The organism is Pseudonocardia spirodelae, from assembly GCF_037727765.1.
GTDB lineage: Bacteria > Actinomycetota > Actinomycetes > Mycobacteriales > Pseudonocardiaceae > Pseudonocardia > Pseudonocardia spirodelae.
Map to the genome: position 1 here is coordinate 274,816 of NZ_JBBJUP010000001.1, position 14,631 is coordinate 289,446.

Annotated in this window: 13 protein-coding genes; 10 read left to right on the top strand and 3 right to left on the bottom strand. The window is 74.5% G+C overall.

Going from position 1 to position 14,631, the window contains the following annotated elements; all coding sequences use genetic code 11:
* Position 1 precedes the first annotated feature (1 nt).
* A complete protein-coding gene (locus tag WJX68_RS01290) occupies positions 2-1,030 on the bottom strand; it encodes an Lrp/AsnC family transcriptional regulator (RefSeq protein ID WP_340285610.1) in 1,029 nt (342 codons plus the stop codon).
* Positions 1,031-1,149: 119 nt separating this feature from the next.
* Here WJX68_RS01290 and WJX68_RS01295 point away from each other — a divergent pair, with 119 nt between their 5' ends.
* From WJX68_RS01295 to WJX68_RS01305, 3 genes are all read left to right on the top strand, one after another.
* Positions 1,150-2,361 carry a M20 metallopeptidase family protein gene (locus WJX68_RS01295; RefSeq protein ID WP_340285611.1) on the top strand — a complete coding sequence of 404 codons (1,212 nt, stop codon included), beginning with the start codon at positions 1,150-1,152 and terminating at the stop codon, positions 2,359-2,361.
* A complete protein-coding gene (locus tag WJX68_RS01300) occupies positions 2,358-3,674 on the top strand; it encodes an MFS transporter (RefSeq protein ID WP_340285612.1) in 1,317 nt (438 codons plus the stop codon). Before WJX68_RS01295 ends, WJX68_RS01300 begins: the two co-directional genes overlap by 4 nt.
* Positions 3,675-3,875: 201 nt before the next feature.
* Positions 3,876-5,237 (top strand): dicarboxylate/amino acid:cation symporter, encoded by a 1,362-nt coding sequence (locus tag WJX68_RS01305; protein WP_340285613.1) that lies wholly within the window; start codon positions 3,876-3,878, stop codon positions 5,235-5,237.
* A 43-nt stretch (positions 5,238-5,280) separates the two neighbouring features.
* Here the strand turns inward: WJX68_RS01305 and WJX68_RS01310 are convergent, their stop codons facing one another.
* Positions 5,281-6,177: an SAM-dependent methyltransferase gene (locus WJX68_RS01310; RefSeq protein WP_340285614.1), complete on the bottom strand. Its 897-nt coding sequence runs from the start codon at positions 6,175-6,177 to the stop codon at positions 5,281-5,283.
* 136 nt (positions 6,178-6,313) lie between these two features.
* On the opposite strand from WJX68_RS01310, the gene WJX68_RS01315 reads away from it, so the two are divergent.
* The 5 genes from WJX68_RS01315 to WJX68_RS01335 all read left to right on the top strand — a co-directional run bounded on the left by WJX68_RS01315 (position 6,314) and on the right by WJX68_RS01335 (position 10,836).
* Positions 6,314-6,952: a Pr6Pr family membrane protein gene (locus tag WJX68_RS01315; RefSeq protein WP_340285615.1), complete on the top strand. Its 639-nt coding sequence runs from the start codon at positions 6,314-6,316 to the stop codon at positions 6,950-6,952.
* Between the two features lie 111 nt (positions 6,953-7,063).
* Entirely contained in the window at positions 7,064-8,212 is a 1,149-nt protein-coding gene (locus WJX68_RS01320; protein WP_340285616.1) for a thiolase family protein, read from the top strand.
* A gap of 36 nt (positions 8,213-8,248) precedes the next feature.
* Positions 8,249-9,010, top strand: coding sequence for a 3-hydroxyacyl-CoA dehydrogenase (locus WJX68_RS01325; protein ID WP_340285617.1), 762 nt, complete (start codon positions 8,249-8,251; stop codon positions 9,008-9,010).
* Between the two features lie 29 nt (positions 9,011-9,039).
* Positions 9,040-10,191, top strand: coding sequence for an acyl-CoA dehydrogenase family protein (locus tag WJX68_RS01330; protein WP_340285619.1), 1,152 nt, complete (start codon positions 9,040-9,042; stop codon positions 10,189-10,191).
* Positions 10,192-10,206: 15 nt separating this feature from the next.
* On the top strand, positions 10,207-10,836 hold the full coding sequence (locus tag WJX68_RS01335) for a TetR/AcrR family transcriptional regulator (protein ID WP_340285620.1): 630 nt from the start codon (positions 10,207-10,209) through the stop codon (positions 10,834-10,836).
* Between the two features lie 11 nt (positions 10,837-10,847).
* Here WJX68_RS01335 and WJX68_RS01340 read toward each other — a convergent pair whose 3' ends face one another.
* Positions 10,848-12,194 carry a GGDEF domain-containing protein gene (locus WJX68_RS01340; protein WP_340285621.1) on the bottom strand — a complete coding sequence of 449 codons (1,347 nt, stop codon included), beginning with the start codon at positions 12,192-12,194 and terminating at the stop codon, positions 10,848-10,850.
* A 765-nt stretch (positions 12,195-12,959) separates the two neighbouring features.
* Here WJX68_RS01340 and WJX68_RS01345 point away from each other — a divergent pair.
* Positions 12,960-14,339, top strand: a complete 1,380-nt coding sequence (locus WJX68_RS01345; RefSeq protein ID WP_340285622.1) for a lysine N(6)-hydroxylase/L-ornithine N(5)-oxygenase family protein — start codon at positions 12,960-12,962, stop codon at positions 14,337-14,339.
* 41 nt (positions 14,340-14,380) lie between these two features.
* Entirely contained in the window at positions 14,381-14,593 is a 213-nt protein-coding gene (locus tag WJX68_RS01350; protein WP_340285624.1) for an MbtH family protein, read from the top strand.
* Positions 14,594-14,631 lie beyond the last annotated feature (38 nt).

Sequence of the window (14,631 nt, forward strand, 5' to 3'; positions counted from 1 at the left end):
CTCACCCGCCGAACACCGGCACCCCGCGCCCGGTGCAGCGCCCGTCGGGATGAAGCAGCCAGCCCATCCGCTTGCGCGTGCGCAGGATGACCGAGGTGTCGGCGATCCGGGCGTCGGGCAGGTCGCGCTCCAGCGCCGACTGCATCCCGACGAGCTCGCCGAGCGAGTGCGTCCACGCCGTGATCAGCAGGTTCTCCGGTCCGGTCAGCGACAGGCACAGGCGCACCCGCGGGTCGGTCCGGACGCGGCGCACCGCGTCCTCGACCCCGGCCGTCGGGAGCCCGATCCACCAGGTCACGCAGATCGGCCACCGGGTCAGCAGCTGTGCGATCTCGCAGCGGAACACCAGCGAGCGCGACCGCACCAGCGCCGCCAGCTGGCGGCGCACCGTCGAGGCCGGCCGCCCGGCCCGCTGCGCGAGCACGGCCGCGCTCGCCCGGCCGTCGGCGCCCAGCTCCTGCACCAGCGGCCGGTAGACCGGGCCGCGCAGGTCGACCGGCGGCCCGGGCGGGCCGGTGTCCGCGCGGCGCAGCGCCCGCACGGCCGCGACCTGACGGGCGTCGAGGGCGTCCAGACGCCACCCGCTGCCCTCCCGGTGCACCCGCGACGCCAGGTGGGTGCGGGCCGACGCGACCCCCTCGATCCGCCCGATCCGGTCCAGGACCAGCCCGGACAGCGCCGCGAACGACGCCGCGTTCACGGTCAGCAGCAGGTCCCGGCCGCGGGCGGCGTACTCGATGGTCATCACCGACGGCTCGGAGTCCAGCGTGGCGGCCACCGCGTCGAGCCGGCCGGGGGCGCAGTCGACCTCCACCAGCGCGACCTGCATGGCGTCCTCGCGCACCACCGGATAGGTGCTGATCCAGGCGTGCCCGGAGCCGTGCAGCCGCGCCCAGCGCCGGGCCAGGGTCGCGGGTGCCGCGCCGAGCACCGGGGCCAGCCCCGACCAGCTCGCCCGCGGGTGCAGCTGCAGGGCGTGGACGAGCGCGAAGTCGTCCTCCGACAGCGGTGACCGGTCGATTCCGTCCACGACGCCTCCGATCCGGATCGGATCGTTCGATGTTACGTGTCGTAACGCCCGGCTCCCCAGACTCGGCGACGACCGCGGGCGGGCGGCGTGGCCCGCCGCGAGGAGACGAGGGGACTGCCGTGGATCTTCGTGACGACGCCCGGTCGCTGCAGCCGGACCTGGTGCGGCTGCGCCGGGAGCTGCACCGCGAACCGGAGGTCGGCCTGACGCTGCCCCGCACCCGCGACCGGGTGCTCGCCGCGCTGCAGGGACTGCCGCTCGAGATCACCGAGGGCACGAGCACCACCTCGGTCACCGCGGTGCTGCGCGGCGGCGCGGGCGGCGACGGCGGCGACGGCCCGGTCGTCCTGCTCCGCGGCGACATGGACGGGCTGCCCGTCGCCGAGAGCTCCGGCGAGAGCTTCGCCGCGGCCACCGGCACCATGCACGCCTGCGGCCACGACCTGCACACCGCCGCGCTCGCCGGGGCCGCCCGGCTGCTGTGCGCGCACCGCGACCGGCTCGCCGGCGACGTCGTGTTCATGTTCCAGCCCGGTGAGGAGGGCTTCGACGGCGCCGGCCACATGATCGCCGAGGGGGTCCTGTCCGCCGCGGGCCGGCGCGCCGACCACGCCTACGGCCTGCACGTGTTCGCCAACCGGATGCCCGCCGGGCTGGTCACCACCCGGCCCGGGGTGTTCCTGTCCGCCTCGCACGCCCTCGACGTCGTCGTGCACGGCGCAGGCGGGCACGGCTCCAACCCGCACACCGCGCGCGACCCGATCGCCGCGGCCGCGGAGATGATCACCGCCCTGCAGACGATGGTGACCCGCCGCTTCGACATGTTCGACCCGGTCGTGCTCACCGTCGGCGTCGTGCAGGCGGGCACCCGGCGCAACGTCATCCCCGACACCGCGCGGTTCGAGGCGACCGTGCGCAGCTTCTCCGACGCCCACGCGGCGCTGCTGCCGCAGGTCGTGCGCGAGGTGTGCGACGGCGTCGCCGCGGCCCACGGGGTGCGTGCGGAGGTGAGCTGGACCGACGAGTACCCGCGCACCGTCAACGACCCCGACGAGGCCGGCTTCGCCGCCGGGGTGTGTGCCGAGCTGCTCGGCGAGGAGCGCTTCCGGCTCGCCGCCGACCCGGTGAGCGGCTCGGAGGACTTCTCCCGGGTGCTCGCCGCCGTCCCCGGGGCGTTCCTCGGGATGGGCGCCTGCCCGCCCGGCACCGACCCGGACTCCGCGCCCATGAACCACTCGCCGCTGGCCCGGTTCGACGACGCCGTCCTCGGCGACGCCGCCGCCCTCTACGCCGCCCTGGCCACCACCCGGCTCGCGGGGGTGGCGGCATGAGCACCGAGCGCACCGAGCGCCGTCGCACGATCCTCGGGATCGGTGCCGGCAACGCCATGGAGTGGTTCGACTGGAACGTCTACGCGACGTTCTCGGCGTTCTTCGCGCCGCAGTTCTTCGCCGGCGACGACACCGGCACCGCCCTGCTCAAGACCCTCGCCGTGTTCGCCGTGGGGTTCGTCGCCCGCCCGTTCGGCGGGTTCGTGTTCGGCTGGGTCGCCGACCGCCGGGGCCGGAAGCTGTCGATGGCGCTGTGCGTCGCGACGGCCGCGGTCGGCAGCCTCGTGATCGGGCTGGTCCCGACCTACGAGACCATCGGCATCGCCGCCCCGGCCGTGCTGCTCCTCGCCCGGCTCGCGCAGGGCCTCGCCCACGGTGGCGAGCTCCCGGCCGCGCAGACCTACCTCGCCGAGATGGCCCCGCCGCCGCGGCGCGGGCTGTGGTCGAGCCTGATCTACTTCTCCGGCACCGCGGGCATCCTGGTCGGCACCGTGCTGGGCGCGGTCCTGTCGAGCACCCTGACCCGCGAGCAGATGGCGTCCGTCGGGTGGCGGGTGCCGTTCGTCGTCGGGGGCGTCTTCGGGCTCTACGCCCTGGTCATGCGGCTGCGGATGCGCGAGTCCGACACCTACGTCGCCGACGAGACCGAACGCACCGCCGCGCCCGGGCCGTCGCTGTGGCGCCAGGTCGTGGCCCGTCCGAAGGCGCTGGCCCGGGTGGTGTTCCTGACCAGCGGGCTGACCGTCGTCTACTACGTCTGGTCGGTCGCCGCGCCCGCGTACGCGATCACCGCGCGCGGGGTGGACCCGGCGGCGTCGCTGTGGGCGGGTGCCGGCGCGCTCGCGATCTTCATGGTGCTGCTGCCGCTGTGGGGGGCGGCCTCGGACCGGTTCGGGCGCCGCCGCACCCTGCTCGTGCCCGGCGCGGTGCTGATCGTGCTGCTGTTCCCGCTGGACGCGATGATCCACGACGGGCCGTCGCTGTTCGTCGCGATGACGGTCGCGCTGGCGCTGATCGGCGCGGGCTGCGCGGTCGGCCCGGCGCTCTACGCCGAGATGTTCCCGACCGGCATCCGGGCCGCGGGGCTCGGGGTGCCGTACTCGCTGGCCGTCGCGCTGTTCGGCGGGACGGCGCCCTACCTGCAGACGCTGTTCGCCGGGATCGGCCGCCCGGGCCTGTTCCTCGGCTACGCGATCGTGCTGCTGCTCGTGTCCGGGCTGACGGTCTACCTGCTGCCCGAGACGCGCGGTGTCGACCTCGCGACCGTCGGCACCGAGGAGCCGGCGCCGGCCGCCCCCGCGCCGCGGCGGTGACCGGGCGGGCATGGCGCGGATCACCCGCGCCGCGGCCGGGCCGGGGAAGAGCCGGTGCGGCCGCGGTGTTGGGACCTGCTGTGCGTGGGAGTGGGACGGGACTGGTGCGCCGGCGGGTGATCGACCACGGCCGGCGCGGGACGACGGGCTGTCGGGCGTGACCGCCGTCCGCACCCGTACCGCTCCACCAGGGGGAATCCCGTGTCCTTCGTCGTCCGCGCCGCCCGTGCCTGGCGCCGCCCGCGCGTGTTCGCGCTGCTCACCGTCGCCGGGCTCGTCCTCGGCGCCCTGCTCGGGCTGACCGCCCGGGTCACCGGCCAGGAGTGGCTGGCCACCACCCTCGACACCGTCGGCACCCTGTTCACCGGGCTGCTGCAGTTCACCGTCGTCCCGCTCGTGTTCCTCGCGATCGTGGTCGGCATCGTCAGCCTGCGCGACCTCGGCGGCGGCCGCACCGCGGCCCGGCTCGGCGGGCGCACGGTCGCCTGGTTCGCCGGCACCTCGCTGGTCGCCGTCGTCATCGGCATCGTGATCGGCCTCGTCGCCCGCCCCGGTGCGGGGGTCACGATCACCCCCGACCCGGACGACGTCGCGGCCGTCGGGGAGAAGACGGCGGGCTCGTGGCAGGCGCTGCTCACCAACCTGGTGCCGGACAACCCGATCGCCGCGTTCGCCGGTGGCGACGTGCTGCAGGTCGTCGTCGCCGCGCTGCTCATCGGTGCGGCCGCGTACGCGCTGGGGGAGCGGGCCGAGCCGTTCGTCGCGTTCTCCCGCTCCGCGTTCGACATCGTCCTGACGATCATCGGCTGGGTCGTCGTGCTCGCCCCGGTCGGTGTGCTCGGCCTGATCGGCAACGCCTTCGCCACCTACGGCAGCGGCGTCGTCGGCTCGCTGGCCGGGCTGATCGGCACCGTCTACCTCGGCTGCGCGATCGTGCTGTTCGGCGTCTACCCGCTGCTGCTCAAGGTCGTCGCGGGCATCGGGCCGCGCCGGTTCTTCGGCGTGACCTGGCCGGTGCTGCAGTTCGCGTTCGTGTCCCGGTCCTCGGGGGCCTCGCTGCCGCTGTCCCGCCAGGCCGCGATCGACCTGGGCGTCGACCGCAACTACGCCGGCTTCGCCGTGCCGCTGGCGACCACGACCAAGATGGACGGCTGCGCCGCGGTCTACCCGGCCCTGGCGACGATCTTCATCGCGCACCTCTCGGGGATCGAGCTCGCCGCCTGGCAGTACCTGGTGATCGTGGCCGTCGCGGTGTTCGGCGCGCTCGCCACCGCGGGCACCACCGGCTGGTTCACCATGCTGACGCTGACCCTGGCCGCGGTCGGCATGCCGCCCGCGGTCATCGCGGCCGGGATCGCGGTCGTGATCGGCATCGACCCGATCCTGGACATGATGCGCACCGCGACCAACGTGGCCGGGCAGATCACCGTCCCGACCGTCGTGGCCGCGCAGGAGGGGATCCTGGCCCGCGACGGCGGCGCACCGGTCCGGGACGCGGACGCGGACGCACAGGCCACCCCGGTGCAGGACCCGGCCGGCGCCGGGCGCACCGCCGCGGTCTGACCGGGCCGGGGGACCGCGCAGGCCGCCGGCCCGGCGCGGTCCCTCAGCGGGCGGCCTCGACGATCACCGCGTGCGCGACGAGCCCGCCGAGCGGGCCGGACGGGTCGCGGCCCAGCTCCGCGCCGAGCGCGCCCAGGGTGCGCTCCCGGGCGTCCCACCCGGCCGCGCGCAGCACCGTCGTCGCGGGGGGCCTGCGCCGGGTGTCCCACAGCGCGCCGAGGTCGCAGCCCGTCGCGGCCACCATCTCCCGGACCGCGTCGGAGCGCAGGTACTCGTCGGCGACGGCGAGGTCGACCGCCTCGAGCGCGACCCGGCTGCCCGGTGCCGACAGCGCGTCGATCCGGGCGAGCAGCCCGGCCTCGGCGTCGGGCGGCAGGTAGGGCAGCAGGCCCTCCACCAGCCACGCGGTCGGGCGGGCCGGGTCGAACCCGGCCGCCCGCAGCGCCGCGGGCCAGTCGTCGCGCAGGTCGCACGGCACGTCGACCCGCCGCGCCCGCGCCCGCGCCGTGCCGAGCACGCCCGCGGTGTGGCGCAGCACCCCGGGCTGGTCGATCCCGTACAGGGTCGTGCCGCCCGGCCAGGGGAGCCGGTGCGACCGCGCGTCGAGACCGGTCGCGGGCACCACCACCTGCCGGACGCCGTCCGCGGCCGCCGCGAGCAGCGCCGCGTCCAGCACCCGGGTGCGGATCGCCATCATGTCCACCAGGGCGCCCCAGTCGTCGCCGGCGTCGGCCCCGCGGGGCAGCGGCACGTCCGGTCCGGCGGCGTCGACGAGCGCGCGGGCGAACGGGTCGACGACCAGCGGGCCGGGGCGCTCGGCCTCGGCGGCCCGCGCGGCCGCGACGGCGAGGGCGGTCGCACCGACGCTGCGGGTGACGTCCCACCCGCCGGCGACGCTGTTGCCGCCGGACGGGACGTTGCCGGGCTGTGCTGCGGACACGGGACCTCCCAGGATCTGTGAGCATTGCTCATGATCAGGTTGCATCACGCAAACGATGTGCCGCGCCGCGACATGACCGGGATCACCGTCGGCGCGCGCGGGAACCCGGTGGGCGCCCCGGCGCGTTGACCGGCTCGTGCACCACTCCGCGCCCCGTCACGCCCTGCCGGCCGTCGTCCTGCGCGGGGCCGTCGTCGCCTGCGTGCTGACGGCGCTCCTCGTCGTCGAGCTGACCTCGCGCAGCGGGGTGGCCTGGCGGCTGACGACCTTCACCTACCAGGTCAACCTGCTCGCCGCGGTGTTCTACGCGTGGACCCTGCTGGCCGGGCCGACGCGGGGCGCCGGTGCGCGCCCCGCCCTGCGCGGCGCGGTGGTGGTGTACCTGCTCGCGGCCGGCTCGGTCTGGCTGCTGTTCCTGACCGGGCGCTCCGCGGGCTTCACGACGCCGAACGTGCTGCTGCACGTGGTCGTGCCGCTGCTGGCGCTGGCCGACTGGGTGCTCGTGCGCCCGGAGCGGGAGCGGCTGCGCTGGTGGCACCCGCCGCTGTGGCTGCTGTTCCCGGCCGCCTACCTGGGGCTCGCGCTGGCGGTGCTCAACTCCGCGGGGCGCCGGGCGCCGTACTGGTTCCTCGACCCGGACGCGGTCGGTGCGGCCGGCCTCGCGTCCAACGTCGCCCGGCTGGCCGGGGGGTTCCTGCTGCTCGGGTGGGGGGTCGTCGCACTGGGACGGCTCGGCCCGGTCGCGCCCGGTGTCCGGGCGGCGCCGCGGGCGTGACCCGGGTCGCACAGCCCCGTGGCAGTCAACGCTGACTGTTTTCTGTTACCGTCGCACCGTTGACGGCGCCACCGCAGGCGCCGACCCCGCCATCGCGAAGGAGCGAAGGACGTGCGAGACGCAGTCATCGTCGAGGCCGTGCGCAGCCCGGTCGGCAAGCGCAAGGGCGGCCTCGCCGGCGTCCACCCCACCGACCTGTCGGCCCACGTGCTGCGCAGCCTGGTCGAGCGGTCCGGTGTCGACCCGTCGCAGATCGAGGACGTGATCTGGGGCTGCGTGTCCCAGAGCGGCGAGCAGACCTTCGACATCGGCCGCAACGCCGCCCTGGCCGCCGGGTTCCCCGAGACGGTCACCGGTGTGACCGTCGACCGCCAGTGCGGGTCGAGCCAGCAGTCCGTGCACTTCGCCGCGGCCGGTCTGATCGCCGGGCACTACGACGTGGCCGTCGCCGGCGGCGTCGAGTCCATGACCCGGGTCCCGATGGGCTCCTCGCGCCAGGACCAGGACCCGCTGGGCAGCGACTTCGCCGAGCGCTACGGCGTCGCGCCGAACCAGGGCGTCGGCGCCGAGATGATCGCCGAGAAGTGGGGCTTCTCCCGGCAGCGCCTCGACGAGTTCGCCCTGCAGTCGCACGAGCGCGCCGCCGCCGCCCAGGACGACGGCCGGTTCGACGGGCAGATCGCGCCGCTGGCCGGCGTCACCGCCGACGAGGGCGTGCGCCGCGGCGGCACGCTGGAGGGCCTCGCCCAGCTCAAGACGGTGTTCAAGGACGCCGACCAGGGCGGCGTCATCCACGCCGGCAACTCCTCGCAGATCTCCGACGGCTCGGCCGCGCTGCTGATGACCACCAGTGAGAAGGCCCGCGAGCTCGGCCTGACCCCGATCGCCCGCGTGCACACCGCGGTGCTCGCCGGCGCCGACCCGGTCATCATGCTGACCGCGCCGATCCCGGCCACCGAGAAGGCGCTGAAGCGCTCGGGCCTCTCGCTCGACGACATCGGCGCCTTCGAGGTCAACGAGGCGTTCGCGCCCGTCCCGCTGGCCTGGCTCGCCGACATCGCCGGCGACGACGCCGCTGTCGCCGAGCGGCTCAACCCCGACGGCGGTGCGATCGCGCTGGGCCACCCGCTGGGCGGCTCCGGTGCCCGGATCATGACGACCCTGGTGCACCACATGCGCGACAACGGCATCCGCTACGGCCTGCAGACCATGTGCGAGGGCGGCGGGCAGGCCAACGCCACCATCCTCGAGCTCCTGTAAGTCCCGGCTCCCCCCACGGAAGGAACGACACACCCCATGGACATCTCCGGTTCCGTCGCCGTCGTCACCGGCGGTGCGTCCGGCCTCGGCCTGGCCACCACCGAGCGCTTCCTCGAGCTCGGCGCGAAGGTGCTGATCATCGACCTGCCGTCGTCGCAGGGCGAGGCCGTCGCCGACAAGCTGGGCGAGAACGTGCGCTTCGTCGCCGCCGACGTCACCAACTCCGAGCAGGTCACCGCCGCCCTCGACGCCGCCGAGGAGCTCGGCACGGTCCGCGTCGCGGTCAACTGCGCCGGCATCGGCAACGGCATCAAGACCTACGGCAAGAAGGGCCCGTTCCCGCTGGACGGGTTCATCAAGGTCATCAACGTCAACCTGATCGGCACGTTCAACGTGATCCGGCTCGCGGCCGAGCGGATCGCGAAGTCCGAGCCGGTCGACGGCGACCGCGGCGTCATCATCAACACCGCCTCCGTCGCCGCGTTCGAGGGGCAGATCGGGCAGGCCGCGTACTCCGCGTCCAAGGGCGGCATCGTCGGCATGACCCTGCCGATCGCCCGCGACCTGGCCGACCTCGGCATCCGGGTCTGCACCATCGCCCCGGGCCTGTTCGAGACCCCGCTGCTGGCCGGCCTGCCCGAGGACGTCAAGACCTCGCTGGGCACGCAGGTCCCGCACCCGTCGCGGCTCGGGATCCCGTCGGAGTACGGGCGTCTCGCCGCCCACATCGTCGAGAACCCGATGCTCAACGGCGAGACGATCCGCCTCGACGGCGCGATCCGGATGCAGCCGCGCTAGACCACCACCACCGAGGGGAGGGCGGCGCCGTGAAGCGCACGCTCTACGAGTCCGACCACGAGGACTTCCGGGAGGCGTTCCGCGCCTTCGTCGAGAAGGAGATCGTCCCGCACGAGGCGCAGTGGGAGCGCGACGGCGCCGTCGCCCGTGAGCTGTTCACGACGGCGGGCGCCAACGGCTTCCTGGGCATCGACGCGCCCGAGGAGTACGGCGGCGGCGGGGTCAGGGACTTCCGTTTCAACGCCGTGATCAGCGAGGAGCTGCTGCGCGTCGGCGCGGCCGGCTCCGGGCTGGGTCTCACCCTGCACAACGACATCGTGCTGCCCTACCTGCTCACCTACACCACCGACGAGCAGAAGCAGCGGTGGCTGCCGGGTGTCACGGCGGGGGAGAAGATCCTCGCGATCGCCATGACCGAGCCGGGGATCGGCTCGGACCTGGCGTCGATGTCCACGACCGCGATCCGCGACGGCGACCACTACGTCGTCAACGGCGCGAAGACCTTCATCACCAACGGGATCAACGCCGACCTCGTCGTCGTCGCGGTGAAGACCGACCCGTCGCAGAAGCACAAGGGCATGAGCCTGCTCGTGCTCGAGCGCGGGATGGAGGGCTTCGAGCGGGGCCGCAACCTCGACAAGCTGGGCATGCACGCCCAGGACACCGCCGAGCTGTCCTTCACCGACGTGAAGGTGCCGGTGGAGAACCTGCTCGGCGGCGAGGAGGGCCGGGGGTTCGTCCAGCTCGTCGAGAAGCTGCCGCAGGAGCGGCTGTCCATCGCGGTCGCCGGGGTGGCCGCGGCGCGGGCGACCCTGAACGGGACGCTGGACTACGTCAAGGAGCGCAAGGCCTTCGGGTCGCCGGTCGGCTCGTTCCAGAACTCCAAGTTCGCCCTCGCCGAGATGGACACCGAGGTCGACCTCGCCGAGCACTACGTCGACGACTGCGTGCGCGCCCTGAACGCGGGCGAGCTCACCGCCGTCGACGCCTCGAAGGCGAAGTACTGGTGCACCGAGCTGCAGGGCCGGGTCGCCGACCGCTGCCTGCAGCTGCACGGCGGCTACGGCTACATGAGCGAGTACCCGGTCTCCAAGGCCTACGCCGACGCGCGGATCACCCGGATCTACGGCGGCACCACCGAGATCATGAAGGAGGTGATCGGCCGGGGTCTCGGACTCTGAGCCGATCCTGCGTTCATGAGCACCGAGAACGCGCCGGTGACCAGGACCCGGGCGCAGCGGTCCGAGGACAGCCGCGCCCGGATCCTGGACGCCGCCGTCGCCTGCCTGATCGACGGCGGCTACTCCGGGTCCACCACGCTGACCATCCAGTCCGCGGCCGACGTGTCACGGGGACGGCTGCTGCACCACTTCCCGAGCCGTGACCGGCTGCTGGTCGCCGCGGCGCAGCACCTCGCGGTCAAGCGCGTCGCCGACACCGAGGAGCGGATCAACCGGGTGCTCCGGGCCACGCCGGTCGGCCGCGCGGAGCGGGCCGACCTGGTCATCGAGCTGCTCTGGGAGAGCTTCTCCGAGCCGCACTTCTGGGCGGCCGTCGAGCTGTGGACCGCGGCCCGGTCCAACAGCGAGATCGCCGAGGCGCTGCGCCCGGAGGAGAAGCGGCTCGGTGCGGCGATCCGCGCGTCGATGGCGCGCATGTTCGGCGAGGAGCTGGCGTCGCGGCCGCGGTTCCGCCAGCTGCGCGACCTTCTCCTCACCTCGATGCGCGGCACGTCGCTGACCTACACGTTCGACCCGCGTGACCCGGGCAGCGACCCGATGCTGGCGCAGTGGAAGGACCTCGCCCGGCTGCTGCTCGGCCTCTGAGCCCGCCGGGCTCAGGTGCCGTAGCTCAGCCCGACGGGCGGTGTGGCCACGCCCGGCGCCGCGGGCGGGTCGGGGCGGCGGACCCGCACCCGGTCGCGGCCGTCGTGCTTGGCCTCGTAGAGCGCGGCGTCGGCGGCGGCGAGCAGCCGGTTCAGGTCCGTGCCGTGCTCCGGCGAGGCGGCGACCCCGATCGACACCGACAGCCCGTCGACCGGCCCGGCGCTCGCGGTCTGCACGGTCAGCTCCCGCACGCTGTGCCGGATGCGCTCGGCGACCTCGCGGGCCCGGCCGAGCGCGGCGTCGGGCCGCAGCCCGCCGACCGCGACGACGAACTCCTCGCCGCCGAACCGGCCGGCCAGGTCGTCGTCGCGGACCTCGGCCGTGAGCACGTCGGCGACGGCCTGCAGCACGTCGTCACCGGCGAGGTGGCCGTGCCGGTCGTTGACCGACTTGAAGTGGTCCAGGTCGAGGATCAGCACGGCGACGGCGCGGTGGGCGCGCGCACCGCGTTCGAGCAGCCGCCGGGTGCGCCACTGCCAGGCCGCCGGGTTCAGCAGCCCGGTCTTGGCGTCGGTGTCGACCCGGGCCTCGAGCTGGCGGACCAGCGTCGTCTGCTCCACCACCATCAGCGGCAGCACCGCGAGCAGCGCGTACCAGGGGGAGGTGTCGGCCAGCACCACCGCGACCAGACCGCCGATGGACAGCGTCGCGAGCTCGAGCCCGACGTCGCCGCCGCGCAGGATGGCGAGGAACCGCGAGCCGGGGGAGGTCAGCCGCAGCACCGACACCACCAGCAGCGTGTTCACCGCGGTGTACACGCCCAGGGCGACGAGCACGGTCGCCGCGTCCTGGGGGTCGCCGAAGCTGCCGGGTGCGGCACCGCCGGGCAGCCGCAGCGCCGCGACGGCGTGCACCGCCAGCAGGACCGTCGCCGCGCTGAACACCTGCCGGTGCGGCGGCGTCCCGCTGGGCCGCGAGACCCGCAGGTAGAGGTGCAGGTAGACGACGCCGACGACCGCGGTCGCGAGTCCGGGGGGCAGCAGCAGCGCGGCGGAGAAGGTCCAGACCGAGGTCATGTTGACGTAGCGCGTCTCGGCGATCCGACGCCGGATGCGCTCGGCGTTGACCGACAGCTCGGTGTGGGCCACGGCGACCAGGCCCAGCAGGCCGGCGAGCAGCCACTCCGAGCGCGACGGTGCGGGCACGAGGAGCACCCCGGCCACGACCGCGGCCGCGGCGAGGAGTTCCACGGCGAGGACCAGCAGCAGCGGTCGCAGCGGAAGGCCGCGCAGCGCCCGGGAGCCCGGCGCCGGGTGACGGCGCCGCACCGGGCGCGGGGTCACCTGGCCAGGGGTCACGTCGCCTGCCTGTTCTCGCCCGCGTCGGAAGTCGGGGCGAAGATTACCGGCGGGTAAGTCAACCCTCCGCAGTGATCGTGCTGTCGGCCGGAATCCGCGCCGAACGGTGCGGGAGATACGCCGAACGCCTCAAACTTGCGTTAAGTGGTGACTCAGCGTCGATCGTCGCTTACCCTGGCGGCGACCATCACTCGATCGTGCGGCACGACGCTGTGCGGTGCGCTCACGAAGCGCAGCGGTGCCGTCGTCGACGGGTACGGGCACATCGGTCGAGGGGAGATCGCCGTGCGCAACTGGGACTGGTGACACGCGACGGTGCCGCGGGGCCGGGCGCCCCGCGGTGTCGGTGTCCCGCACGCGACCGTACCGCTCTTCCCGCCGCCCCCGCGGCCCTCCTCCCTCCCCCGGCGGCCCGCTCCGCCGCCCTCCGCTCCTGCGCGTCCGCCGCCCGGGGGCGTGGGCCGGCGCGTGTCCCGGCGACCGGTCCCCGGTGCGCCCGGTCGCGGCTCCCCGCCCCGCCCGGGGCTCCCTCGCCACTTCTGACGACGACCACCGCCGGAACGCGATACCGCCGCGAGGTGGTCCGACCGGCCGGCTGACCCTTCCCCCGTTCGGGTGACACATGGCTCACGTCACCGGCGTGACCTGCGTCGACGGGGCTGATCCGTCCGGGTCCGACGATCACCCCCTAGGCGGGACGCCGCCGTGCATGGTGCAGTTAGCCTCGCCTTATCTGAGGCGTGCCCAAGCAACGAAAGGACCGTGATGGCGACTCCCGCGAACGCGCACCCCCACCCCTCCCCGGAGGTTCTCGACGTCGTGGGGGTCGGGTTCGGGCCGTCGAACCTCGGCATCGCGATCGCCCTGCTGGAGCACGACGCCGCCGTACCGGCCGAGCAGCGGCTGCGCGCCCGCTTCGTCGAGCGGCAGGAGCGCTTCGGGTGGCACCGGGGGATGCTCCTCGAGGACGCCACGATGCAGGTCTCCTACCTGAAGGACCTGGTCACGCTGCGGAACCCGACGAGCGGGTTCTCCTTCCTGTCCTACCTGCACGACCGCGACCGGCTCGCCGACTTCATCAACTACGGGTCGGCGTTCCCGACCCGGCGCGAGTTCCACGACTACCTGGAGTGGGCCGCCGCGCGGGTGGGGGAGATCAGCGCGTCCGGCGGCTCGCCCGTCACCGTCGACTACGGGTGCGAGGTCACCGAGATCACCCCGGTCCGCGGCGACGACGGCGTGGAGCTGGTCGACGTCGTCGTGCGGACCGGCGGGCGGGTCGAGCGGCTGCGTGCCCGCAACGTCGTCCTGGCCTGCGGCATGACCCCGGTCCTGCCCCGCGGCATCAGCACCGGCGGGCGGATCTGGCACAACCGCGACCTGCTGTTCCGCACCCGCGAGCTGGCCGGCACCGAGCCCGCGCGCTTCGCCGTGGTCGGGGCCGGGCAGAGCGCCGCGGAGACCGTCGAGCACCTGCACCGGACGTTCCCCTCCGCCGAGGTGCACGCGGTGTTCGCCCGCTACGGCTACAGCCCGGCCGACGACACCTCCTTCGCCAACCGGATCTTCGACCCGGCCGCGGTCGACGACTTCTACACCGCCCCCGACGAGGTCAAGGACCGGATCCTCGGCTACCACGCGAACACGAACTACTCCGTCGTCGACCCCGAGCTGATCGAGGGCCTCTACCGCACGCACTACCACGAGCGGGTGGCCGGCACCGAGCGGCTGCGGTTCCGCAACGTGTCCCGGGTGGCCGACGTCGTCGACGTCGGCGACCGGGTGGAGCTCGCGGTCGAGTCGCTGATCGACGGCTCGCGCGAGGTCATCACCGCCGACGCGGTCGTCTACGCGACCGGCTACCGGGCGGCGGACCCGCTGTGGCTGCTCGCCGGCGGCCTCGGCGACGCCTGCACCCGCGACGCCCGCGGCCGCCTCGACGTGCACCGCGACTACCGGCTCGCCACGACCGCGCTCGCCGACGGCACGCCCGTGCGGGCCGGCTTCTACCTGCAGGGCCCGACCGAGCACACGCACGGCATCACCTCGACCCTGCTGTCCAACATCGCCGTGCGCTCCGGCGAGATCGTCGCCTCGCTGACCGGCGCGCCGGTGCCGAGCGCGCCCGCGCCGGCCGCGGTCTGAGCCCGCCCGTCCCCACCGCACCCACGCACCCAGGGAGAGCCATGTCCACCAACCCCTTCGACGACGCCGACGGCACCTTCTACGCGCTGGTCAACGACGAGGGCCAGTACTCGCTGTGGCCGAGCTTCGCCGAGGTCCCGGCCGGCTGGACGGTCGAGCACGGGCCGGCCGCGCGGGCGGAGTGCCTCGAGCACGTCGAGACGCACTGGACCGACCTGCGCCCGCGCAGCCTGCGCGCCCGCGCCGCGGGCTGACCCGACCGCCGCCCGCGCCCCGACGCCGACCCGCACCT

What these genes read in the sequence shown, in the direction of transcription:
- WJX68_RS01325 (WP_340285617.1), top strand. Translation starts at nt 8,249, where the DNA reads ATGGACATCTCCGGTTCCGTCGCCGTCGTCACCGGCGGTGCGTCCGGC.
- WJX68_RS01300 (WP_340285612.1), top strand. Translation starts at nt 2,358, where the DNA reads ATGAGCACCGAGCGCACCGAGCGCCGTCGCACGATCCTCGGGATCGGT.
- WJX68_RS01350 (WP_340285624.1), top strand. Translation starts at nt 14,381, where the DNA reads ATGTCCACCAACCCCTTCGACGACGCCGACGGCACCTTCTACGCGCTG.
- WJX68_RS01345 (WP_340285622.1), top strand. Translation starts at nt 12,960, where the DNA reads ATGGCGACTCCCGCGAACGCGCACCCCCACCCCTCCCCGGAGGTTCTC.
- WJX68_RS01335 (WP_340285620.1), top strand. Translation starts at nt 10,207, where the DNA reads ATGAGCACCGAGAACGCGCCGGTGACCAGGACCCGGGCGCAGCGGTCC.